The sequence below is a fragment of the Aliiglaciecola lipolytica genome, assembly GCF_018860635.1.
Taxonomy (GTDB): domain Bacteria; phylum Pseudomonadota; class Gammaproteobacteria; order Enterobacterales; family Alteromonadaceae; genus Aliiglaciecola; species Aliiglaciecola lipolytica_A.
Window position 1 is genome coordinate 1 of record NZ_JAHKPT010000004.1, and the last position, 24,333, is coordinate 24,333.

Annotated in this window: 22 protein-coding genes and 1 tRNA gene; 12 read left to right on the plus strand and 11 right to left on the minus strand. The window is 40.4% G+C overall.

The genetic code is table 11. From position 1 onward, the window contains the following. Nucleotides 1–85: transfer RNA gene (locus KO530_RS00320), tRNA-Tyr, on the minus strand. 96 nt (nt 86–181) lie between these two features. On the opposite strand from KO530_RS00320, the gene KO530_RS00325 reads away from it, so the two are divergent. The 7 genes from KO530_RS00325 (at nt 182) to KO530_RS00355 (ending at nt 5,963) form a co-directional block, all read left to right on the plus strand. Then, nucleotides 182–655, plus strand: coding sequence for a VC2046/SO_2500 family protein (locus tag KO530_RS00325; RefSeq protein ID WP_216046400.1), 474 nt, complete (start codon nt 182–184; stop codon nt 653–655). 117 nt (nt 656–772) lie between these two features. Further along, nucleotides 773–1,765 carry an oxygen-dependent tRNA uridine(34) hydroxylase TrhO gene (gene trhO, locus KO530_RS00330; protein WP_216046401.1) on the plus strand — a complete coding sequence of 331 codons (993 nt, stop codon included), beginning with the start codon at nt 773–775 and terminating at the stop codon, nt 1,763–1,765. A gap of 67 nt (nt 1,766–1,832) precedes the next feature. After that, nucleotides 1,833–2,081: an EF-hand domain-containing protein gene (locus tag KO530_RS00335; protein ID WP_216046402.1), complete on the plus strand. Its 249-nt coding sequence runs from the start codon at nt 1,833–1,835 to the stop codon at nt 2,079–2,081. Nucleotides 2,082–2,160: 79 nt separating this feature from the next. Beyond that, nucleotides 2,161–2,778 (plus strand): FMN-binding negative transcriptional regulator, encoded by a 618-nt coding sequence (locus KO530_RS00340; RefSeq protein WP_216046403.1) that lies wholly within the window; start codon nt 2,161–2,163, stop codon nt 2,776–2,778. A gap of 26 nt (nt 2,779–2,804) precedes the next feature. Next, nucleotides 2,805–3,275 carry a Cys-tRNA(Pro) deacylase gene (ybaK, locus tag KO530_RS00345; RefSeq protein WP_216046404.1) on the plus strand — a complete coding sequence of 157 codons (471 nt, stop codon included), beginning with the start codon at nt 2,805–2,807 and terminating at the stop codon, nt 3,273–3,275. Between the two features lie 319 nt (nt 3,276–3,594). Next, the gene (locus tag KO530_RS00350; RefSeq protein ID WP_216046405.1) at nt 3,595–4,548 is read left to right on the plus strand and encodes a transposase; all 954 of its coding nucleotides are present in this window, start codon (nt 3,595–3,597) and stop codon (nt 4,546–4,548) included. 485 nt (nt 4,549–5,033) lie between these two features. Next, nucleotides 5,034–5,963, plus strand: a complete 930-nt coding sequence (locus KO530_RS00355) for a PEP-CTERM sorting domain-containing protein (RefSeq protein WP_216046406.1) — start codon at nt 5,034–5,036, stop codon at nt 5,961–5,963. A gap of 313 nt (nt 5,964–6,276) precedes the next feature. Here KO530_RS00355 and KO530_RS00360 read toward each other — a convergent pair whose 3' ends face one another. The 4 genes from KO530_RS00360 to KO530_RS00375 form a co-directional block, all read right to left on the minus strand. Continuing rightward, nucleotides 6,277–6,621 carry a lactoylglutathione lyase gene (locus KO530_RS00360; protein WP_216046742.1) on the minus strand — a complete coding sequence of 115 codons (345 nt, stop codon included), beginning with the start codon at nt 6,619–6,621 and terminating at the stop codon, nt 6,277–6,279. A gap of 12 nt (nt 6,622–6,633) precedes the next feature. Beyond that, the gene (locus tag KO530_RS00365) at nt 6,634–7,956 is read right to left on the minus strand and encodes a DEAD/DEAH box helicase (RefSeq protein WP_216046407.1); all 1,323 of its coding nucleotides are present in this window, start codon (nt 7,954–7,956) and stop codon (nt 6,634–6,636) included. A 484-nt stretch (nt 7,957–8,440) separates the two neighbouring features. Beyond that, on the minus strand, nt 8,441–9,097 hold the full coding sequence (locus tag KO530_RS00370) for a CoA transferase subunit B (RefSeq protein ID WP_216046408.1): 657 nt from the start codon (nt 9,095–9,097) through the stop codon (nt 8,441–8,443). Continuing rightward, entirely contained in the window at nt 9,097–9,810 is a 714-nt protein-coding gene (locus KO530_RS00375) for a CoA transferase subunit A (protein ID WP_216046409.1), read from the minus strand. The genes KO530_RS00370 and KO530_RS00375 overlap by 1 nt, the downstream gene beginning before the upstream one ends. 110 nt (nt 9,811–9,920) lie before the next feature. Here KO530_RS00375 and KO530_RS00380 point away from each other — a divergent pair, with 110 nt between their 5' ends. Then, nucleotides 9,921–10,799: a LysR family transcriptional regulator gene (locus KO530_RS00380; protein WP_252728687.1), complete on the plus strand. Its 879-nt coding sequence runs from the start codon at nt 9,921–9,923 to the stop codon at nt 10,797–10,799. Nucleotides 10,800–10,810: 11 nt separating this feature from the next. Here KO530_RS00380 and KO530_RS00385 read toward each other — a convergent pair whose 3' ends face one another. Then, a complete protein-coding gene (locus tag KO530_RS00385) occupies nt 10,811–11,578 on the minus strand; it encodes a hypothetical protein (RefSeq protein ID WP_216046410.1) in 768 nt (255 codons plus the stop codon). A gap of 51 nt (nt 11,579–11,629) precedes the next feature. After that, nucleotides 11,630–12,331, minus strand: coding sequence for a sensor histidine kinase (locus KO530_RS00390; protein WP_436792288.1), 702 nt, complete (start codon nt 12,329–12,331; stop codon nt 11,630–11,632). A 180-nt stretch (nt 12,332–12,511) separates the two neighbouring features. Between KO530_RS00390 and cysB the strand changes: the two genes are divergently transcribed. After that, nucleotides 12,512–13,486: an HTH-type transcriptional regulator CysB gene (gene cysB, locus KO530_RS00395; RefSeq protein ID WP_216046411.1), complete on the plus strand. Its 975-nt coding sequence runs from the start codon at nt 12,512–12,514 to the stop codon at nt 13,484–13,486. 32 nt (nt 13,487–13,518) lie between these two features. On the opposite strand, the gene KO530_RS00400 is transcribed toward cysB, so the two are convergent. From KO530_RS00400 to pabB, 3 genes are all read right to left on the minus strand, one after another. Next, nucleotides 13,519–14,892 (minus strand): L-serine ammonia-lyase, encoded by a 1,374-nt coding sequence (locus KO530_RS00400; RefSeq protein WP_216046412.1) that lies wholly within the window; start codon nt 14,890–14,892, stop codon nt 13,519–13,521. A 138-nt stretch (nt 14,893–15,030) separates the two neighbouring features. Further along, entirely contained in the window at nt 15,031–15,603 is a 573-nt protein-coding gene (locus KO530_RS00405) for a CoA pyrophosphatase (protein WP_216046413.1), read from the minus strand. Beyond that, nucleotides 15,600–17,042, minus strand: coding sequence for an aminodeoxychorismate synthase component I (gene pabB / locus KO530_RS00410; protein WP_216046414.1), 1,443 nt, complete (start codon nt 17,040–17,042; stop codon nt 15,600–15,602). The genes KO530_RS00405 and pabB overlap by 4 nt, the downstream gene beginning before the upstream one ends. Nucleotides 17,043–17,167: 125 nt before the next feature. On the opposite strand from pabB, the gene KO530_RS00415 reads away from it, so the two are divergent. Beyond that, entirely contained in the window at nt 17,168–18,703 is a 1,536-nt protein-coding gene (locus tag KO530_RS00415; RefSeq protein WP_216046415.1) for a fumarate hydratase, read from the plus strand. Nucleotides 18,704–18,799: 96 nt separating this feature from the next. After that, entirely contained in the window at nt 18,800–20,278 is a 1,479-nt protein-coding gene (gene rmuC, locus KO530_RS00420; protein ID WP_216046416.1) for a DNA recombination protein RmuC, read from the plus strand. A 422-nt stretch (nt 20,279–20,700) separates the two neighbouring features. Here rmuC and rimO read toward each other — a convergent pair whose 3' ends face one another. Next, nucleotides 20,701–22,107, minus strand: coding sequence for a 30S ribosomal protein S12 methylthiotransferase RimO (gene rimO, locus KO530_RS00425; protein WP_216046417.1), 1,407 nt, complete (start codon nt 22,105–22,107; stop codon nt 20,701–20,703). A 420-nt stretch (nt 22,108–22,527) separates the two neighbouring features. Here rimO and KO530_RS00430 point away from each other — a divergent pair, with 420 nt between their 5' ends. After that, nucleotides 22,528–24,318, plus strand: a complete 1,791-nt coding sequence (locus KO530_RS00430; protein WP_216046418.1) for a GGDEF domain-containing protein — start codon at nt 22,528–22,530, stop codon at nt 24,316–24,318. Nucleotides 24,319–24,333: the final 15 nt, after the last annotated feature.

Sequence of the window (24,333 nt, forward strand, 5' to 3'; positions counted from 1 at the left end):
TGGTGGAGGGGGCAGGATTCGAACCTGCGAAGGCTGAGCCGGCAGATTTACAGTCTGCTCCCGTTGACCGCTTGGGTACCCCTCCAAAGAGGCGCGTATACTAACAGGAAATTTCAGTGTGTAAATAGAATTAAAGATTTTTTTTTAATTAACGATAAAAATAGATTAAAAGGAAAATACTTTGACTGCTGAAATATCCCCACAATTTAAAGTGGCCATTTCTGACCTCGAATGGTCGGGAACCCTTAATCGTGCTCTAGAGCAAGGGGATAAATTCGCATTGTTATTGGCGATGTTGGAAGATGACTACCTGCAACGGCCTAATGTAAACGGTGGCGCTGATGAACCTAGCCATTTTCCCAGTAGCATTTCAAAACACTACTACCCACAAACTCCACTCCAAGCAGAGCAGCAAGACTGGTCATTAGCACGCACAACAAGTGAATTAATGGCGCAAAATGTGAGTGACGCTATCCTCTGGCAGCGAATGCATCCCCAACCATTATCCATATTCAATGATGCCAAACGAATTGAACCTGAAGTGAAAATTAATTGTGGTTATCATACCCAACAACGATTCCACGCTGCACACTCGGCCAACACAATAGATGTAGATGAAACCAAACTCTACGATATCTTAAATGAGATAAGTTAATTAGCTAATTATTAACCCTAATTAATTTACGGTTTTTGCAAAATTATCTGTAGTTGGTATAATCCGCGCCGCAAAAAATGCTTTGGTTTTACGTTCCAATTCGCAAAAAGGTTAAATATGTCTAAATTCATTGTTTGCGCAATGTATAAATTTGTTGCGCTTGAAAACTATAAAGAAATGCGTCAGCCACTCATTGACGTGTTAGAAAGTCACAATATTAAAGGTACCTTGTTACTTGCTAGTGAAGGTATTAACGGAACTGTCTCTGGGACCCGTGAAGCAATTGATAGTCTAATTGCGTACCTCAACAGTGATCCCCGTATCAATCCAATTTCCTGTAAAGAGTCTCTAGATGACGTGCAGCCATTCTATCGTACCAAGGTGAAACTCAAAAAAGAGATTGTCACTATGGGAGTAGAAGGTATTGATCCAAAAAGAACTGTAGGCACATATGTGAAGCCTGCGGACTGGAATGCATTGATATCTGACCCTGAAGTCTTACTGATTGATACTCGTAATGATTACGAAATTGAAATTGGTACTTTCGAAAATGCAGTCAACCCTAAAACTGACTCTTTTCGGGAGTTTCCCCAGTATGTAGCAGATAATCTCGATCCTAAAAAGCATAAAAAAGTAGCGATGTTTTGCACGGGGGGAATTCGTTGTGAAAAATCCACTGCATTTATGAAGGAGCAGGGATTTGAAGAGGTGTATCACTTAGAAGGGGGGATTTTAAAATATTTGGAAGAAGTCCCTGAGCAAAATACTATGTGGAAAGGCGATTGTTTTGTATTTGATAACCGTGTTGCAGTTGATCATAAATTACAAAAAAGTCACTACGAAGCTTGTTATGCTTGTCGTCTACCCATAACTGAAGAAGATAAACAAACACCAGAATATGAACCAGGCGTGAGTTGTCCTAAATGTTTTGGTAAACACACAGATGAGCAGATTGCGCGTTTTCGTGAACGTGAAAAGCAGGTGAATTTAGCTAGAGAGCGCAACGAAGAACATGTGGGATCTGAAGCTCGAAAGGCGACAAAGTTGCGTCGACAACGTAAAGCGGCTGAGCGCAGAGAAAGACGTTTAGCTGCAGGTAAGTCAGCGTAGACAGACACACTTATAACGCGTTAAACTGCCGTTTGAATTAAATTAGAAAGTATTATAAGACTTAAATATGACCGACAAAACACCATTGGATGACAGCAAAATTGCTGAGATTCGCAAAGAGTTTGACTTTTTTGACCACGATAAAAATGGTCAAATTGATTTACCTGAGTTTATAGAGCTTTTAACCATCCTTTCGCCAAAAACAAAAGCGAGTCACGTTCAAGAAGGCTTCTCATTGATTGATGAGAACAATGATGGATTCATCGACTTCGAAGAATTTCTAGATTGGTGGCAAGAGGCTTGGTGGGAATATTAATTCCATTTACAAATTGCAGTTTTTGAAAGCCCCGCAAGGGGCTTTTTTATGTTCAAAGATGATATTTGTGGAGAAGCCCATGTATGTTGAGAAAAAATTTCAGTTATCAGACTTGGATGCGATGCGAAGTTTTATCGCACAAAATAGTTTTGGATTAATTGTATCTACTGATTTGAATTCTACCCATCTGCCATTTGTTTGTGATGTGGATGAAAATGGTAAACTATGTTTGTTTGCCCATATGGCCAAAGCCAACCCTCACTGGAAAACTATCGACAATAACCGAGCGCTTGTTGTCTTTAATGGGGCGCACGCTTACATTTCTCCTAGCTGGTATGCGACAAAACCCGCTGTCCCTACTTGGAATTATGTGGCTGTTCATTGTTATGGGGTAGTGCAGTTATTAGATGAAGATGATACTGCCTTAAGAATGCGCCAATTGATTTCTCACTATGAGCCTAGTTTGTTAAAAGATGACAGCACAATGCCTGAAGATTACCAGCAACGTCTTCGTCAGGCCGTGGTAGGTTTCAAAATGGAAATAGATGACATTCAGGGAAAAGAAAAACTTGGCCAACATCGTAAACATGAGGATCAACTCGGGGTCTTTTCGAGCTTAAATAATAGCGCGGATCCTGTTGCTAAGCTATTGGCTGAATACATGGAAGAACGCAGTCTGGGTAATGGTGAGACCTAAACCTTTTAATTAATGAGTATTGAAAAATGACACCTGCAATTAATCTTGCCAAAAAACGTAAAATTCAATATACCGTCCATCAATATCAGCATGATTCAGACACTAAATCATTTGGCTTAGAGGCTGCAGAGAAGCTGGGATTAGCCCAACAACAAGTATTTAAAACCTTGGTTGTTGAATTTGATGGAAAGGAATTGGCAGTGGCCATTTTACCGGTTAATACTAGCCTGAGTATGAAGTTGATGGCAAAAGCGTTAAGTGCAAAAAAGGTAAACATGGCGGACAAAGCTGATGTGGAGCGAGCCACCGGTTACGTATTGGGTGGTGTCAGCCCTTTAGGTCAAAAGAAACGCTTAAAAACCATTATTGATGATAGTGCTCAAAGGTTTTCGACAATCTATGTCAGTGCAGGCCGTCGAGGCTTGGAAATTGAATTGGCTGCTGATGATATCATCACCTTACTCAATGCAAAATACGCAGAGATTAGGCAGCAGTAAATCCCTTTTGGTTTACTATTTTAAACATGGACAGCCATATTATTTTAAACATGGACAGCCATATAGCATGAGCCAAAACAGCCAACATGGACAGCCACAAACTAGACTAGAACTAGACTCTTAGGAAAATAGAATCAACTATGCTTTAGTATGATTATTTTAAACATGGACAGCCATATAGCATGAGCCAACATGGACAGCCACATATCTTAACATAGCCAACATAGCCAACATGGACAGCCACAAACTAGACTAGAACTAGACTCTTAGGAAAATAGAATCAACTATGCTTTAGTATGATTAATTCAGGGAGTGAATTATGCCACTGGCAAGGAAGCGACAAATCAATCTTTCAGATACCCCTTATTATCATTGTGTATCCCGATGTGTCCGGCGTGCCTTTTTGTGTGGTGAAGATGAACTGACAGGGAAAAGCTATGAACATCGTCGCCAGTGGGTAGAAGACAGGTTATTGTTTTTAACCACCGTCTTTGCCATCGAAGTTTGTGCCTATGCAGTGATGAGTAATCACACCCATGTGGTGTTACATGTTAATGCTGACAAAGCTAAACATTGGACGGATACAGAGATTGCTCAGCGTTGGCATAAACTTCACAAAGGAACCTTGCTCTCACAAAGGTTAACCTCAAAAGAAACTCCCGTGTTCACAGACGATGAACAAATCACACTCCAGTCAACCTTGTCCGTTTATCGTAATCGCTTAACCGACATTAGCTGGTTTATGCGAGAATTGAATGAGCCGATTGCTCGACAAGCGAATCAGGAAGACGACTGTACCGGTCACTTTTGGGAAGGGCGATTCAAGTCACAAGCACTATTGGATGAACATGCATTGGCAGCTTGCATGGTGTACGTAGACTTAAACCCTATCCGGGCAAAAATGGCAACAACCCCAGAGTCATCTAACCACACTAGTGTGAAACGCCGTATTCATGATTTTAAGAAAGGTTATCAGCCATCTACGTTAATGCCTTTTGTTGGCAACCCAAAACAGCCACAACCGCAGGGACTAATGTTCGATTTAGTCGAATATCTTAAGTTGGTTGACCTATCTGGTCGCAGTCTTAATCCCAATAAAAGAGGGGCAATTGATATGAGTGAATCACCCATATTGCAACGTTTAGGGTTGGATGAACACACCTGGCAAGATATGTTTTTGACCTTTGAAACCAATTTTAGCGTGGCTGCAGGGCAATCAGACACCTTGAAACGCTATAAGCGAAAACGTCGGCAAAAAAATTCTGTAGGCTAACGATTCCACTAAAGCCGCTTTTCATTTCAATTGTTTCTTTGCACAAGAGACAGGCCTCCCCCTGCACTAAATTCAGCTCAATAGCGCCCATTTCCCAGAAACCGATGATTCCATAGGTATTTATCTAGATAATGAGCGTATTAAAACCTTTTCGATAAAATCCATTAATAGTTATGAGCCACGATCTTTCACTACTTTGAAAGGTGGCTGTCCAGATTGGAGACTTCTACTTTGAAAGGTGGCTGTCCAGATTTGAGATACAGATTTGAGATAATGTTAATTAATCGTTTTGAGATATTTTCTTCCCTTCTTTTTGTCAGGGTTTTTTACAAAATTTACAATTTGTTAACCGATGGGGAGTTAAAACGCTTAGTTTTCAACATGGTTGAAAATTTGGCACAAGGTATGCTGAAGCAATTACGTAGTTTTACAAATGTTAAGTAGTAGATCTAAGTGAGCCTATGTAATTAACAAGGAATAAAAATATGATAAATCGTTTCTCTAAACTCAGTATAGGGGTGGCTATATTGGCTTGCAGTACGGCTGCTTCAGCTAATTTAATCAACCTATTCGAAACTCAACGTGAAACCGATTTCGCCTATGCTGGCGTAGGGGGATTGCGTGGCACAGGAGTAGGTGATATTGCACTATCTGGTGTGTCAGGCACGGTCAGTCAAGCCTATCTATACTGGCATGGTCCTACATCATCAAGCGATTCAACATTTAATGCTAACGTTATGTTCAATGGCAGTGCTATTTCAGGCACTAATATCGGTTTTTCTGATGATAATTTCTGGGGACAGGATAACAGCCAAGCCTACCGCGCGGATGTGACTGGCTTAGTCAGTGGCGATGGTACCTATGCTTTGTCAGGATTCTCGCCTGACAATTCAAATGGAGCATCTTTGGTCGTTTATTACGACGATGGTGATACCACAAACAACAGAGATATAGTGACATTCGATGGCAATGATGCGAATTTCCCAAACTCTTATGATCCTGATGGATGGGACGTGACTTTGCCTGGTATTAATTATTCTGGTGGAACCGCTTCTCTAGTAATGGGGGTAAGTGATGGACAAGATTTTGGGATAGGCAACGACGGCCAATTTTTCATTAATGGCGTTGATATCGCAGGTCTTTTCGATGGCGCTTCAGTTCCCGCTACACCTGGCTCATCGGTAGGTAATGGCGGCCTTTGGGATTTAGTTGAGATTGATATAACGTCTTTCTTATCATTAGGCAGCAATACTATTAACTTGACCCATAGTGGCTTTCAAGATGCACTGAGCGCTGTTCACTTTCATGTGAATTTACCAGCCGGTGCTGCACCACCGGACCCAGGTCAAGTGCCTGAACCAGGCGTTTTATTACTGTTAGCATCCGGTTTATTGATGCTTAAACGCCGTAAATAGTAAACGTTAGTCTGATAGTGACAAAGGGCACACGCTAGAATATGCGTGTGCTCTTTTTAGTTACGTTATGGGTTTCCCTAAAAAGCTTCGCAACGCAAAGCTTCAAAAATTATAAACGCCACAAAGTAGAAATAAATTGTTGTATCAGTCGCTTGAGTGCAAAAGGGAGCTTTGAGGGATCTATGTTCTTCCAACTTTACCAACCTAGCTATAAATAATTAAGTTTGAAAGACTGTTTCTGGCAGGATACTGGCTGCGAAAACAGACAAAGAGCATTAATTTCGACGGACTGATTTAGGTTAAGCTATTCCCTTTAATGATTCAGTTGAGTTATGTGCAGTAATTCTCCAGCGGGGCCCCACAGATAAAAAACCTTGGCCCACGATTCGGCTTGAATCTCTGATAATTTGGTTTTGTATCGTGACTTTTTGGCTAAAGTGTAGGCTTCCTCAATATCAGATACGCATATCTGTAACATCAAATTTTCGGCTAATTGTTGATTATAAAAACGCTGTATGAAAAATTCACATTCGCCATTTTTGCACAAGGTGAGATCATCTGTAACGTATTCACTGGTAAATCCCAATTGATTATAAAAACTGACCGATTTTTGATAATCTAAACTGGGTATAAATACTTTGATATCTTCAACTTGCATAGGGCTCATGCTTTATTCATCTTCAGGTTCTACGGGTCTAGCTTTCTTACGCATGGGAATATGACCCACATCAACCCCTTCTTGGGCGCGGATCCGTTTTTGCGGTTTAGGGGCATTTTGCGGCGCGACTTTTTTGGCTTTTTTCTGTGGCGCACCTTTTAAAGCTCGTTGTTTAAGCGCTTTAAGTCCCTTGAATTTGCCTTCAAGTCCCTCAAGCTCACTGAAACTAATACTTTGTTGTAAAATTCCTTTGATGGTAATAAAACTCTGCCAATCTTTAGGACCAACAAGAGATGCTGCATTGCCTTTACTACCAGCTCGTCCAGTGCGTCCAATGCGATGTATGTACTCGTCTGCCAATTTGGGCAAGTCAAAATTGATTACCCATTCGACTTTTCGGAGATCTAAACCTCGTGAGGCTACGTCGGTGGTGACCAATACTTGATGTTGACCACGACTAAAGGCATTCATAATGTTACTTCGTTGAGACTGGGTTAAACTAGCGCTCAAAGCTGCGCTATCTATGCCATCTGCCGCTAATAATAGAGACAGTTTCTCAGTGTCTTCTCTGGTTGCGGTAAAAACAATTACTTGTTTGTTATCCGTATTTTCCAGCAATTTTTTGAGCAATGAAATTTTATGATCTAAATGATCTGCCAAATAAAATTGCTGTTCAATATCGAGGTGTTGTTCTCTTGAGTCACCCACACTTATTCGTTGTGGCGCATTCAACATTCTTTCGGTTAGATAATGTAATTCTGCTGAATCTAATGTGGCAGAGAACATCATTGTCTGTCTTTTGCGGTGATCAGCACAACGGTCAATTAACTTTAATTCCTCCGCAAAACCTAAATCTAACATGCGATCTGCTTCATCAAGGATAAGTAACTCTAGTCCATTCAAATATAGACTTTTCCCTTTTACATGATCAGCTACTCTGCCAGCTGTACCTACAACAAACTGTGGGTTTCGTTTTAGCGCCTTAACTTGATCATTAAAATTTTCACCACCTAAAATGAGAGTCGCAAAAATATTCTGATTGGCAATTAACCATTTGAGCTGCATGAATACTTGTTTTGCCAATTCCCTTGTCGGCGCTAAAATTAGCACTCTTGGGTCTTTTCGACTCAGGGCTCGCTGTTTAAGTACCCGTTGTAGCGCAGGAATTAAAAACGCGAGCGTTTTCCCCGAACCCGTTTTAGAAGATGCTAGCAAATCTTTGCCAAGCAGGCCTTGTCCAATGGCTTTCGCCTGAATTTCAGTTACTTCTTGAAAGCCTTTTATTTCTAGGGCTTTTAAAATTCGATGGTCTAGGGGAAAGTCATTAAATTGCAAAGTTTGTTCTCTTTTAGGGCTTGGAATTGGTCAAATGGAGATATTAACACACAGATGTAATTTTCATCTGAAAACTTATCTCAATGATAATTAGGGTATTGAGTTTGCGAATGCGCTTACCGTGCTCAGTTACCCTATTTGATTATGTCATTGCAAGCTAACCATAAATCCTAATCAGTTCGCGGAGTTATTTTTACAGCGCTTAAAATGCCATTCTTTACTTTGAATCTCTGATTAACAGTGTTGTACAAATAGAGAAGCAAGTTGAAGTGATTTTAATCTATCAATCTACAAATGCAAACAACTGAAGGGGAGTTTTATGTGAAGTCTAAAAAAGTCTGGGGAATTGTCATTCAATGTGATGACTTAAAGTTATTTGGAATTTTGAAAGCTGATATATAAAAATCTAAAAAACGTTTCATACGAGTAAAACTGTGTAGTTGAGGGCAGGGAACATATCCTTCAACTACACACTAAAACTAAACTAAAATGTCATTTCTTTTACATCGTTACTCACAACGAGTTTTCCAGCTGTTTTCTGTTTAACTTCATCAACCGAAACCCCTGGAGCGAGCTCTAATAAATGAAAAGCACCGTCTTTCACTTCAACCACAGCTAAATCAGTAATAATTTTATTAATACAGTTCACTCCAGTCAGCGGCAATGTGCAGCTTTCCAACAGTTTTGAGTTACCGTATTTATCTGCGTGGGTCATAGTGACGATGATGTTTTTCGCTCCCGCTACAAGATCCATTGCTCCCCCCATGCCTTTTATTAGCTTGCCAGGGATCATCCAAGAAGCAATGTTGCCACTGGTATCTACCTCAAATGCACCTAATACCGTAAAATCTACATGACCGCCTCTGATCATCGCAAAACTTTCAGCTGAATTGAAAATGGAGGCTCCAGTAATTGCGGTTACAGTTTCTTTGCCTGCATTGATCATGTCGGCATCTAATTGCTCTTCAGTTGGATTTGGCCCCATTCCTAATAGACCATTCTCAGATTGCAACATTACAGCAATATCTTCAGGCACATAGTTGGCTGCAAGTGTTGGAATACCAATACCAAGATTCACGTAATCTCCGTCTTGAAATTCTTGAGCGACGCGCATAGCTATTTGATCTCGAGATAAAGCCATTAGATTTCTCCTTGGGTTTTAGCAACTACACGGCGTTCAATTCGTTTTTCGAATTTGCCTTGGATTACTCTGTTTACGTAAATACCGGGAGTATGAATTTGGCTTGGTGGAATTGCTCCGGGTGGAACGATTTCTTCCACTTCAACAACCGTAATCTTTCCCGCTGTTGCTGCCATAGGATTAAAATTCTGAGCTGTATGACGATAGATGCAATTACCAAAAATATCAGCCTTCCAGGCTTTGACGATGGCAAAGTCGCCGGTGATAGATTCTTCTAAAATATAAGGACGCCCATTAAACTCTTTGACTTCTTTGCCTTCACCTACGGGAGTGCCGTAGCCGGTAGCAGTATAAAATGCAGGGATTCCAGCTCCGCCGGCACGCATCTTTTCAGCTAACGTCCCTTGTGGAGTCAATTCTACTTCTAACTCTCCGTCTAATAATTGCTTTTCAAATAGGGCGTTTTCTCCAACATAAGAGGAAACCATTTTTCTAATCTGTTTGTCTTCAAGCAACAATCCAAGACCAAAACCGTCTACTCCACAGTTGTTGGAAACAACAGTTAAGTCTTTGGTTCCCATCGCTTTTATTTGTGCGATTAGCCCTTCGGGTATACCACACAAACCAAATCCGCCAGCAATCACGGTCATACCGTCTTTTAAGCCGGCTAATGCGTCTTCATAGCTGGTAACAACTTTATTAAATCCGCTCATAAAAGCCTCTTTTTTACATAAATTTAACTTAGTATTAATCCAACTTGAACTAAAGTAAAATTGATTTAATATGCATATTAATAAATTAAATTTATCAATTGGTGTAAATCATGTTGTCTTATAAACAACTCCAGTGTTTTATAACATTAGCCCAATCTAGCACTTTTGCAGAAGCCGCAGAAAAAGTGCACCTTTCGCAACCTGCTTTATCAACCTCGATTAAAAAATTAGAAACATTTTTAGGTGGTGCGTTGTTTTCACGAACAACACGTAAAGTGCAATTAAGTCATGAAGGTCGCGAGTTTGTGCCTATGGCTAAGCGCTTAATGCATGATTGGGAAACGGCCATTGCAGATATGCAAGACCTCTTTGCTATGCAGCGGGGGCGACTAACTATTGCCGCGATGCCGTCTTTTGCAAGTAGCATTTTACCTGGGGTTTTGAAGTCATTTCACCAAAAGTGGAAAGATATTAATCTGACAATACGTGATGTAGTAATGGAAGATGTGATTGATTCGGTGCGAGAAGGTCGCGCCGAAATTGGATTTACCTTTGAAAATGAACAATTGGATGGTTTAGATTTTTATCCTTTGATGAATAACAAATTTGTCGCCGTTGTTGCCTCGAATCATCCTCTTTCAAGTTGTGTAGATGTGACTTGGCAGCAGTTGTGTGAATATCCGTTTGTTGTATTGAACAGGGGATCATCTGTGCGTAAGTGGATTGAAACCTTTGCCCAACACAATGGAATCGATTTACATATTGTGGCTGAAGCGAATCAACTGGCGACTTTAGGCGAATGTGTTAAACAAGATCTTGGGGTATCAGTAGTGCCGGGAATTTGTCAGCAGCAATTTAGCCACAACGAACTTGTCTGTTTACCCATTGCAGGAGAAAACTTAGTGCGCCGAATCGGCATGGTTAAAGCGTCAAGAAAGTCCCTGTCGGTGCCTGCTGAAACGTTGTGGCAACTGCTGGTTGAAAAATAATAAAAGGGGATTTACCACTTTTTCTTGGGGGCGAACAATTCGTCCAATTCGTCTCGTTCTTCTTCTTGCTTTTTCTGTCTATCTTTTGCATTGGCGTTGCGCAGATTGTCTTGAATAACTTTTAATCGTTCTTCAAGGGAAGCTTTGCGCTCAATATTGTATTGATCAGGCTGATTTTGCGCTTCCAGAGCGGCAATGGCTTTTTCAAAATACTGACGAGCAGATCCCAACATATTCGATTGCAAGGCCGAGTTTCCTCGTTTCGCTAAAGTTTCAACATTTACTTTAATTTGTAGAGCCGAAAGTTGTCGATCTTCTAACGTGTATAACTGAGTATCTACCTTTCCTTTGGCATGTTCTGAGCGCAATAAGGAACGAAACTTTTTAACCGCTTGAATATACTGAATCACCATTTTATCACTATCGGGTAACACGAAGTTTTCGTGTGACGGAGGAGGTGTGTCCATATCAACCATTTTTAAGCGATCTTGGGATTGTTTAATCCGTTGCTTTAATTCAGGCATGGTTGGATTTAATTCATAAATAACTTTCAAGGCGTTAAGAATACGGTTTTGCAGCACGGCAACTAAGCGTTGCGATACTGGGATAGTATCCACCGTCATTAAAATATCTTCAGTCTCATCAATTACCGATTTTTGTTTGGCAATCTCAGTCCGTTTTTCAGCCTCAACTTTTTCTTTGTGCTGTTGCAATGCGTTCACCACAATTGCAACCACAACTAATGAAACAATTAATATTATTATGATAGGAAAAATCATTTAGCCTTTAAATCCTGTAACAACTGACTTTTTGAATGATAAAACCGGATGTTAAGGCAACTTAAGTGTAAATACACTGCCGCCTATATTTCCGCCATTAGATAACGCTATTTCGCCTTTTTTATCACCTCGACGGTGAGCAGAAGCTATCAATCTGGCAAAAAACAATCCTAAACCTGTTCGCCCATTACTTATTTTAAAATCCTGCATTTTGAGTTCATTGTTGGCTAACATTTTACAAGGATAACCTTCACCATCGTCTTCGACTTTGATGTATAACCAATCATCCTGTTCATAAGCCGAAACTCGCAATTTCTTACTGCCGTATCGTATAGCATTGACCAAAATGTCATTTAACAAAAGAGTAATTAAATCTTGGTCTAAATAACGCACTAGTCCCGGAGTTTGTTCGATTTCCAGCGTCATATTTCTATGTCCCAAGTAGTGCTCATGGGTAATAAAAATATTTTCTAATAAATCGTCAATAAAACACTCATCTTCATTTATCGGCAGATTTTCCATTTCCGCCCTATATAAAGACAAAAGTTGTACTAAACCCGTATTTAAGCGTGAAGATTCATAGTGAGCTGTCGATAAAAATTGCTGAGCTGAGTGATTATCTGCTGTGATGGTTTTATTAAGACCATCAATAGATTGTTGTAAAAGATTTAGTGAGCTTTTCATATCGTGCACTGCCGCAGCCAGTACCGTCGAAAAGTCAATCAATTGTTGCTCTTTTGCTGTCACTGTAATACTCGTTGAACTGGGCTACAAAAAATTAAGTATCCCTGAACTAGGGGATATTTACCAAAATTTTTGCATTACTGGAATAAAAAAGCAGATTTTTATTAAAATTTTATGGAATTAATGTAACCTACAGTATATATATTTTGAATATATGCATATGTACTTAAAGGCACTTGGTTAATAAAAATGAAATTACAGCAACTAAGATATATTGTTGAAGTCTTAAACAACAATCTGAATGTTTCGGCTACGGCAGAAAATTTATACACCTCGCAACCGGGGATAAGCAAACAAGTTCGCATGTTAGAAGATGAACTCGGCGTCCAGATTTTCGGACGTAGTGGTAAACATCTAACTCATGTCACCGATGCTGGCCAAGATGTGATCAATATTTCACGTGAAATTTTGGCGAAAGTAGAAAGCATAAAAGCGGTAGCGAGAGAGCACACTTTGCCGGATCAAGGTAAACTGAATATCGCTACTACTCATACTCAAGCACGTTATGCGTTGCCTGATGTGATAAAAGGCTTTATGGGTAAATACAAAAAAGTGTCACTGCATATGCATCAAGGTACACCTTCACAAATAAGTGACTTGGCAGCAAAAGGTGAGGCTGACTTTGCCATAGCTACAGAAGCACTGCATTTGTACAATGATTTAGTGATGTTGCCGTGTTACCACTGGAATCGCAGTATTATTGTCAATCGTGATCATCCATTAGCTAAGAAGACAACGATCACCATTCAAGACATTGCTGAGTATTCTTTAGTGACTTATGTTTTTGGATTTACTGGCCGTTCTGAATTAGACCAAGCCTTTGACCGTGCTGGATTAGAGCCGAAGATTGTCTTTACCGCTACGGATGCCGATGTAATTAAAACCTACGTAAGGCTTGGAGTCGGGGTTGGTGTAATTGCCTCTATGGCAGTCGATGACAAATTAGATAGTGATTTGGTTAAAATAGACGCCAGCCACTTATTCGAATATAGCACAACCAAAATTGGTTTCAGAAAAGGCTCTTTCTTACGTAGCTATATGTATGAATTTATCGAACGTTTTGCGCCGCATCTAACCAAAGATGTTGTTGAACGTGCGATGATGCAAAAGAATAACGATGAAGTAGAGAAAATGTTTAAAGGACTAACTTTACCCGTTAAATAAACGGGTAAAGCATTACAAGCTAGAAAATTACTTCAGCATTCTATAATATTTACTGCTAAACCGCCTCGTGCGGTTTCTTTGTATTTGGACTTCATGTCATTACCAGTGTCCCACATGGTTTTAATCACTTTGTCTAAGGATACTTTGTGTTGACCAGTGCCTCTTAGGGCTAGCCTTGACGCATTTATTGCTTTGATGGCTCCCATCGCATTGCGCTCAATACAAGGTACTTGTACTAAGCCGCCAACAGGATCACAGGTAAGCCCTAAATTATGCTCCATACCAATTTCAGCTGCATTTTCAACCGCATCCACTGAGCCACCAATTATTTCCGTCAACGCTCCTGCAGCCATTGAGCAGGCAACACCGACTTCTCCTTGGCATCCAACTTCAGCTCCTGATATGGACGCGTTCTTCTTATATAAAATGCCGATAGCAGCAGCGGTGAGTAAATAACGAGCCGCCGTGGGTTTTTCTACTTTCCTAACAAACTTGTCAAAATAACATAAAACCGCAGGAATAATGCCAGCAGCACCATTGGTCGGAGCGGTTACAACTCTTCCTCCGGCAGCGTTTTCTTCATTAACAGCTAACGCAAATAGGTTAACCCAATCCATTGCTTGCATCGGATCCGCCGTTTGTTCTGTCTCTAAACGACGATAAAGGGCTGGAGCTCGACGAGTCACTTTCAAGCCTCCTGGCAGAATACCTTCTGTTTGAATTCCGTTGTGCACAGACTCCAACATAACCTGCCAAATATTCCAGAGCTTATCAATGACTTCCGATTTCGGCTGCACTGTCGACTCGTTTTCTAACATTAATGCGCTTATCGATAGGCCGTTATCTTTACATTGTTTAATCAATTCCAAAGAACTTGCGAACGGGTAAGGTAAAGGTTTTTGTTCTTTTTCAAGGGACATGTTTTTAACTGATTGAAAGTCTTCTTGTTTTACAATGAACCCGCCACCAATAGAATAATAAGTCTGACTTAGTACTAGTTGTTTATTTTGATAGGCATGAATGGTCATGCCATTTGAATGCAAGGGTAAGGTTTTACGACGATGAAAAACAATTGCGCCTTCACGGGGAAATTTAACTTTGTGAGTAGCGTTCAAATTTATTTGTTGTGAGCTCGCAATTTCGGATAGCCAATCCTCCACCTTAGATACGTCGACGGTTTCAGGATCAAACCCCATTAATCCTAAAATAACCGCTTTTCCAGTACCATGACCTTTACCGGTTTGTCCGAGAGAGCCGAATAATTCCACACAGACTTGATCAACGTTGGTTAATAAATTGTCTGAAGATAGTTGCTGACAGAAGGCATTTGCTGCACGCATGGGGCCCACAGTGTGTGAACTCGATGGACCGATACCAATGCTAAACATGTCAAAAACGCTGATCATTGCTGTATTTTCCTAGTTAATATGAATGTCATATTACTATGCTGATAGTTACTCTGGAGGGCAAGTGTTTACAGGCAACTTTTATCCGAGAATTGTTAATGAGGGCGTAAACAAAACTTATACAGCTTGCTAAATGTGCTAGTAGTCGATGTGATTTGACAGCAGTCTCACAAATGAAGCTGTAGCGCCCCAAATGGTCTTGTCTTGCCAAGTTATGAAATAAATAGGGTGTTTAGCATTGTTACGTTTAACCCAATGAATAAGATGATTTTGTTTATCCATAAGGTGCAACAACGGTACTTCAAACACGTTGTCTACTTCGTTTCGGTCTAAAACAAGGTCGAACTCAGGCTCAACAAAGCTCAAAAAGGGCGTCACTTCAAAACGACTAACGGTGCGAAATTTGGGAAGGCTGCCAATCAAAGTGATTTTATCGGACGTCAGTCCTATCTCTTCTTGCGTTTCTCGCAGCGCTGTATGTGCTAAATTAATATCGCTGTCTTCTAGCTTTCCGCCGGGAAAGCTAACTTGTCCAGGGTGGTTCTTTAAGTGCATCGCGCGCTGCGTAAATAATACGGTTAACTGATCAGCCCGTTCAATAATCGGGATCAGCACAGCAGCGGGTTTACCGGCTTTCAGTAAGGGAAAATCCGCTTCAGGCTTGACTTGTCTAATATGTTGAAATCGACGAATAAACTCTTCTTTGTTCACTGGTCGTTGTCCAAAATAGGTAAAATTTTCGACACTTTATCTAAACTTTCCTGATATTCATCTTGAGGATTTGAATCTAGTACAATTCCACCGCCTGCCCAACAATATATCTGTGAATCTTCACATAATAAAGTGCGAATACAGATACTTGTATCCATATCACCGTTTCTATCTATATAACCTATGCTACCACAATAGATATTGCGTCTATCTGGCTCTAATTCATCAATGATTTCCATTGCTCGGATTTTCGGGGCTCCGGTAATCGAACCACCTGGAAACGCACCTTCTAATAAACTCAAGCTATCATTATCTGCTTTTAGAGTGCCAGTTACGGTACTGACTAAATGGTGCACCGCTTCGAAGGTTTCGATGGCGAAAAGTTCAGGTACTTGAATAGAATGATCTTCACAGGTTTTACTCAAATCATTTCGCAATAGGTCTACTATCATTAAATTCTCGGCACGATCTTTGGCGGAGTTTCTTAATTCTTCGATATTGTGTAGATCTGTTTTCAACTCCGTTGCCCGAGGCCGAGTGCCCTTGATGGGTTGGCTTTCGACCTGATTGTCTTTCACTTTTAAAAATCGTTCAGGAGAAATACTTAAAACTGTGCTGTTTAAAAGTTGAATGTAAGCAGAAAAAGGAGCTTGATTGGATTTTCTTAATTTTAAATATGCTTGCCAAGTAGAGCCGCTAAATCGGGCACTAAAACGTTGTGCTAAATTGACCTGATAACAATCACCCGCGCGCAAGTAATCCAGAATCCTTTGCAGCTTAGTCACATATTCGGCCTTCGACATATTTGCTTCCCAGCGTGTTTCCAACTTATATTTTTGCTGGGTTTCAGGATGGGCTGGGGCGTTGAGCAGATTTTCTATTTCACTTTTACTAGGCGCAGGTAAGCCGGGAATATCTGCCAGATAAAAAAGCCCAGTCTGATTATCTTTTATAACACTCCAACCGTACACACCCACGGCCATATCAGAATTACTGTAGCCATCTTTCGCTAAGCTAGGCAAAGATTCATAACATCGGCCTAAATCATAGCCGAAAAAGCCCACAGCACCACTGGTGAAAGGTAAGCTTATTGGCGTTTCAGTCTCTATCGGTAGTGCTTTGGGGAGTGTGGATTTTAGCAAAGTACGCAAAATGTGAATTGGCTGACCTTCAATTTTCAGTACTTTTTGAATAGCAGAATACCCATTTTCTTGGTCATAAAAGTATTCTATTTCACACAAGTGCTGTTTGGCGGTAATCGCTGCTATAGGGTTGGCAACAAAAATATCAAAGCGGGCATTTTTGTGTGTGCTATTCGATGAATCCAGCAAAATCGACCATTTAGATTGGCAGAAATCCGCAAACAATTCCGTAATGTCTGTTGAAGAAGGAATAGCAAGTGTTTGAATACGAGAGCTTTTACAAGCGCTATGCTGCATGGAAATTTTACCAACAAATTTAAATTATACGCGTTTAGCGATGGAGCAATTGATTCCAAGAGGGTATCATATTGGCGGATATTTAAGACACAAAAAACTTCCCTACAATTGATTTAGAGGCACCTATGGCACTCATTCGTCAGCAAGATTTAATTGATAGCATTGAAGATGCATTACAATTTATTTCCTATTACCACCCTATAGATTATGTAAAAGCGGTTGAAGCAGCTTACAACAGAGAACAAAGTCAGGCAGCAAAAGACGCTATGGCTCAGATACTGATCAATTCTCGTATGTCAGCTGAAGGCAAACGTCCCCTTTGCCAAGATACGGGTATCGTAACTTGTTTTGTCAAAGTTGGAATGGGCGTGCAGTGGGATAAAACTGACATGACCATTCAACAAATGGTTGATGAGGGAACTCGTCGCGCTTACCTTAATCCAGATAATCCACTTCGAGCATCCATCGTATCTGATCCTGCCGGTGCTCGTAAAAACACTAAAGATAATACCCCAGCTGTAGTCCATATCGATATGGTACCAGGTGAAGGTATTGAAGTGATGATTGCGGCCAAAGGCGGCGGTTCTGAAAATAAATCAAAAATGGTTATGCTTAATCCAAGTGATGATATCGCTGATTGGGTGGTTAAAACTTTGCCAACCATGGGCGCGGGTTGGTGTCCTCCTGGCATGTTAGGTATAGGTATTGGAGGAACAGCCGAAAAAGCAGCGGTATTGGCCAAAGAAAGTTTAATGGATCCCGTTGATATTCAAGAGTTAATGGAGCGGGGCGCTGAAACGACTGAAGAAAAACTGCGTTTAGATATTTTCAAAAAAGTAAATGACCTCGGTATTGGGGCGCAAGGTTTAGGCGGCTTGACAACAGTAGTCGATATTAAAATTAAATCAGTGCCAACCCACGCGGCTTCAAAACCCATCGCCATGATCCCCAACTGTGCCGCCACGCGACACGCACATTTTCACCTTGATGGCAGCGGACCCGCAGAATTGACGCCACCTAAATTAGAAGACTGGCCAGATATTACTTGGGAAGTGGGCGACAATACCCGTCGTGTAAATCTCGATACTGTCACAAAAGAAGATATTTTGGACTGGAAAGTCGGAGAAACCGTTTTACTCTCAGGCAAAATGTTGACTGGTCGTGATGCCGCCCATAAACGTATTCAAACCATGATGGATAATGGTGAGGGTTTACCGGAAGGGGTTGACCTAACTAATCGCTTTATTTATTACGTGGGGCCTGTTGATGCAGTGGGTGATGAAGCCGTTGGTCCTGCAGGTCCAACAACCGCCACCCGTATGGATAAATTTACCGACATGATGCTGGAAAAAACCGGTTTAATGGGGATGATAGGTAAAGCCGAACGAGGACCTGCTACTGTTGATAGTATTGCTAAACACAAAGCGGTCTATTTAATGGCAGTGGGCGGCGCGGCCTATTTGGTATCAAAAGCGATCAAAAAATCCCGTGTTGTTGCTTTCGAAGACTTAGGAATGGAAGCAATTTACGAATTTGATGTTGAAGATATGCCAGTAACCGTTGCCGTGGATAGTACCGGAGCTAATGCTCACGAGACTGGTCCTGCAATTTGGAAAGTGAAAATAGAAGATTTAAACAAGAAGTTAGAATCCTCTAAATAAAAGCTACAAAAGTGCATCCTGTCTAGGATGCACTTAATCTACCTTGTCAAAAACTTCGTCATTTAAGCCAGTCATTTAGAATTAGAATCCATTAATATGAATTTAGATTTAGATCAAAATACCATTTTACTGTTAATCAGTGCCGCTTTTTTAGGGTTATTGTTAGGGGCATTGATAACCAATGTTATTAATCGTCAAAAGCATTTAGCTGAAAAGAAGCAAGAGCAACTGCAACAGGATCAAAATCGACAACAACTAGAAAATCAAATACTGCAACAGCATGACGAATTAGAAAAAATGCAGTTAAGAATTGATGAGGCCCACCAACAACAACTTGTGGCACAACGAAAATTTGGTGAGCTCGAACAAAAAAACCTGCAAATAGAACAATTAACTATACAGCTTGCTACTTGGCAGGAAAATGCCCAAAAAGCCAACGACAAGTCAAATAAGTACTATTCACAACTAGAGTCTCAAGCGGCTAGCTTTGCTCAAGAACGTATAGCCTTAGAAGACAAACTAGATTTACTTGCCAGTGCTGAAAAGCGTTTGCAGGAACAATTTGAAAATTTGGCGAATAAAATATTTGAACAAAAACAAGAGAAGTTTACACAATCAAGTAAAGCCGGATTGGACGCTCTTTTAACGCCACTGAAAGAGCAAATCGAAGGTTTTAAAAAGCAAGTTTCCGATCAGTATGTAAAAGAAGGGCAAGAGCGAGCTTCCCTTAAAACTGAGATTTTAGGACTCAAAGAACTCAATCAACAAATTACCCAAGAAGCAGCAGCTTTGACCAAGGCCTTGAAGGGCGATAATAAACAACAGGGTAATTGGGGTGAGGTTGTTCTAGAGCGCATTTTGACTGAATCTGGTTTACGTGAGGGACACGAGTTCGATACCCAAGTTAGCCTCAAGAATGAGTCGGGAAAACTGTATCAGCCAGACGTAGTGGTGCACTTACCTAACGACAAAGACATTGTTGTCGATTCTAAAGTGTCCCTTGCAGATTATGAACGCTATTTTAATTGTCAAGATGATGAGGTTGCCCGTAAACAATTTTTGCAAGCTCATACTAATTCTATTCGTAATCATATTAAGGAGCTGGGGAAAAAGGATTATCAAGATTTAAAAGGCATTCGCACACTCGATTATGTGTTGATGTTTATCCCCATAGAGTCTGCATTTTTAGTGGCCATCGACCAAGCGCCAGAGCTGGTAAAACTGGCACTGGATAATAATATTATGTTAGTTAGCCCAACTAATTTATTGGTGGCGCTGCGCACTATAAATAACATTTGGCAATACGAATACCAAAACCAAAATGCACAAAAAATCGCAACTCAAGCTGGTAAGCTTTACGACAAGTTTCATGGCTTTGTGGACGATATTGAAAAAATCAGTAAGTCTGTAGATACTGTGCAAAAACACGTTGATGCAGCAACCAATAAGTTAGTCTCTGGTAAAGGCAACCTTGTTCGCCAAATCGAACAGTTCCGTCATCTTGGAGTACAAACCAATAAACGCCTCAATCAAGCATTAGTAGAACAGGCAGAAGACGATTTAGACGAAACCTAAATGTTGCAACAAAGCACTTTAGCGATAGGTTTACAGCTGGAATTTACGCTCAATCCAGAGTAGCGAAATCACAATAATGAATAACCACCAAAATGGCAATTTTGATAATGTTTTTGCATGTTGTTGTGGGACATTAATTTAGCTACTGTCTGCGAAAATAAATAATCCTAAACCACTATTTACTGTGTTACTCAAGGCACTTTGCTGAGAGTCTGATCACGAAAGCAATGCCTGCCAATCTAGCTGAAATAATGACACTTGGTATATGCTTGGAGGGCGAGTATTAACACTATCACGAGAATTTAATTAGACTGAGTTAACCGCAAGATTTTATGAATATTAAAAATAGATAGGGCTGATTTACAGCCCGCAAATTAATTTTAAAATTTTGTTGGGATCAGAATGTTACTAAGTTCGAAGGGTTAGTCTTCTACCTTTACTGCCCACATATCGTGCTCGTCTGCGTGAATAATTTGGCCCCAAATTAGATCGCCAGGATTGACGTCAAATTCATCTGTTAAATAAACTTGCCCATCTATTTCTGGAGCATCGGCGAAACAGCGACCTACAGCTCCTTCACTTGTCACTTCATCAATCAGAATTTGGTATTCCAAACCTATTTTTTGTTGTAGTTTTTCAGCGCTAATTTGCGACTGAAGCGCCATGAAGCGTTCAAAACGCTCCTGTTTAACTGTTTCGGAAACTGGATCAGGCAAATCGTTAGCCTTGGCACCTTCCACGTCGGAGTATTTGAAACAACCAACTCTATCTAGCTGAGCTTCGGTTAAGAAGTCTAAAAGTTGTTGAAATTCTTCTTCTGTTTCACCTGGAAAACCGACAATAAAGGTTGAGCGTATAATTAATTGTGGACATATAGCACGCCAAGCTTTGATCCGTTCGAGGGTTTTTTCGGCAGCCGCAGGACGCTTCATCAGCTTTAAAATTCGCGGCGTCGCATGTTGAAAAGGAATATCTAAATAAGGCAGTATTTTGCCTTCAGCCATAAGCGGGATCACTTTATCAACAGAAGGATAGGGGTATACATAGTGCAATCGTACCCAAATTCCCATTTCAGCTAATTTTTTGCATAACCCCAACATGTCGGTTTTTACCGGCATACCATCCCAGAACCCTGTTTGATACTTAACGTCAACGCCGTAAGCGCTGGTATCTTGGGAGATAACCAATAACTCTTTTACACCTGCATTTTTTAAGCGTGTGGCTTCATCTAACACTTCTCCCACAGGACGACTGACTAAGTCACCGCGCATGGATGGGATGATGCAAAAGGTGCATCTGTGATTACAGCCCTCGGATATTTTCAAATAGGCATAATGTTTTGGCGTTAATTTAATCCCATGATCTGGCACTAATTGCATGAAAGGGTCGTGTTGGGGTTTTGGCAGATGCGCATGCACCTGTTCCACCACACTTTCGTATGCATGGGGACCGGTAATAGCCAAAACATTAGGATGCACTTCGCGAATTTCGTCTTCTTTGACGCCTAAACAACCGGTAACAATGACCTTACCATTTTCAGCTAATGCTTCACCGATGGTATCTAATGACTCTTGTACAGCTGAATCGATAAAACCACAGGTATTTACAATCACTAATTCAGCGTCATTGTAGGTTGGTACAACGTCGTAACCTTCGGTGCGTAATTGCGTCAAGATACGTTCTGAGTCAACTAAATTTTTGGGGCAGCCCAGGCTAACAAACCCTATCTTCGTTCCCGAAGTCACTTTATTTACGTTATTTGATTCCAAGACTTTCACTGGTGTTTCTAGGGTAGTGGTTTGCTTGGGGTTAACAATTTCTACGGTCATCTTGTGCCTTGTGCTATAGCTGGTATTGCTTAAACGTTTCGGTTTAAGACTAATAAATGGTGGATTAACTCATGTTTAGCTGACTAAACGTTGTCTCGACGAGTCGGTACTTTAATACGCGGGATTATACAGGAATGTCATTGGTCGTGATAGTGATAGCGTTCAATCATCGCTATAAGCTTTAGGCCAGTATATGTGCCTAAGTGTTTAGGTTTGCTAATAACCATTTTCGTTTCAATTTTGTATTTCTGTTTGGCTGGTTTTTTCTTACTAATTCATTCTGTCTTGTGCTTAAAACTAGAAAGACTTAAACTCGCGTTATTGATTTCATACACCTGAACATTCAGGGTTGAATGTAATAAGAATAATTGAATCATGCTAAATTGCTTTTCCCTTAAAAAGTGCGGGTTGGACGTTATCTTGAATATAAAATCCGTGTGCTTTTATTTCTTCATGTTTGGCCTGCTTAATTCCGCTGTTGTTTTCGCTGATCAAAATAAACAAGTCGCTGATTTTATTTTTGCCTCAAAAGTCAATACATATGATTGTCCTGAAGACGATGCAAATATTTCTATTGGTGAACACTTAAACCTTCCTGAAATAAACGACACACAACGTTTTCAATTAACCGTTATGAGGACTCATTGGCAAATTTGCGTTGGCAAACATGAGGAAGCCAAACAAGCGTTAATCGAACTGATTAATAATGCCGATGTGAATGAAGAAATGGAATATTACGCATCCGCTACTTATCAGCTGGGCTTTATCTATGATGTCCAAGAAAACTTGGAGCGATGTGAACTTTACGAACGCGCGGAGCAACTTTCCAAAAATAAATTTAAGGACATTCATTTAAGCGCGCAATTAGGCTTGATTACGGTCTGTCATGCTGACATGGATGAAGGTGTAAAGCTGGGTAAAATGTATGCCTTATTAGAAACCTATGCTGTAAAGAATGATCAGGCAGCGTTAGCGCATATACACAATAATATTGGGCTATTATATGCCTCACTCGGACAACAAATTTTAGCCGCTGAACAGTTTCAAAAGTCTTATGAATTGGGGTTAAGCACGTACACCAGTTCCAACTTGTTGGCCACTCTCATGAGTGTGATCTCTTCACAAATGGCGAGCGGGAATTTTGAAAAAGCCGAACAAGCAATCCAAGAGTTTAAGAGAGTAAATATCTCTGTGGATACCGCGCTTTCTAACGTATGGTTGCACTTTGCTGAGGCCGGATATCATTATAGAACTAATAATATTGAGCAGTTACGTTATAGCTTGGCGAAGTGGAAAATCTACCTAGACTCAATTAACAGCTCAACATTTAACAGCTTATTTCGTTGGTATAGTGCTGTGGTGTGTTATGAAGATGAAGATATCAATTGCTTAAAACAGTTTTTAGAAGATGAAAAAAACACCAGCGATGGCTATAAAATATTCATCAATAGAAACAAAGATTACTTAAAATTTATTGTGCAAATACAGTTGTTTTTAGGTGATGTTGAAAACGCGCAAAAAGCCTTTGAAGCATTTTCAGATGTGATGATTAATAAGACTATTGAGCAGCAAGAATCAGGCAAAATATTGGGTGTGGCTAATTTACACAGTCAAATACAAAGTTTGGAGTCCAGTCTACAAGAATCGAGAAACGAACGTATTCAAACAATCGTCATAGTCGTCTGTGTGCTTTTGATCGTGGTCATCGCAATTGTGTTTTGGTTACGTCGCAGATACCTCAATAGTTTGTCCTTTGATTCGGTTACCAATTTATTAAATAGTAAAGCTGCGCTGGCAAAAATTCGTCGTGTACCTGAACCTTCGCCTGGCCGCGCTAATGCTTTAGCGTTATTTGATTTAGGTAACTTCCGAGATGTAAATCGTCAAATAGGTGCGACAAATAGTGAATTGGCGTTACAACAAATTTCGTCAACCCTTAGTCAGGTAACTCGCGATAGAGATATTTTAGGTCGATTTGCACCTGAACAATTTATTGTGTGTTTAACTGACATAGAGGAAGATTCAGCCAAATCATTTTTTGAACGTATGAGATACGCTTTGGAAAGCACAATTTTAGGTGATCAACAAGGTCAGCAAGTGAGTATACGTTCAAGTATGAGCATATATATATCTAGCGGCACCTTCGATGATTTAGATGAAGTGCTTGATGACATGCTTCTGTCATTGGGTATTCAAACTGAGAGTGAATAAAGGGTTGTTGCATTT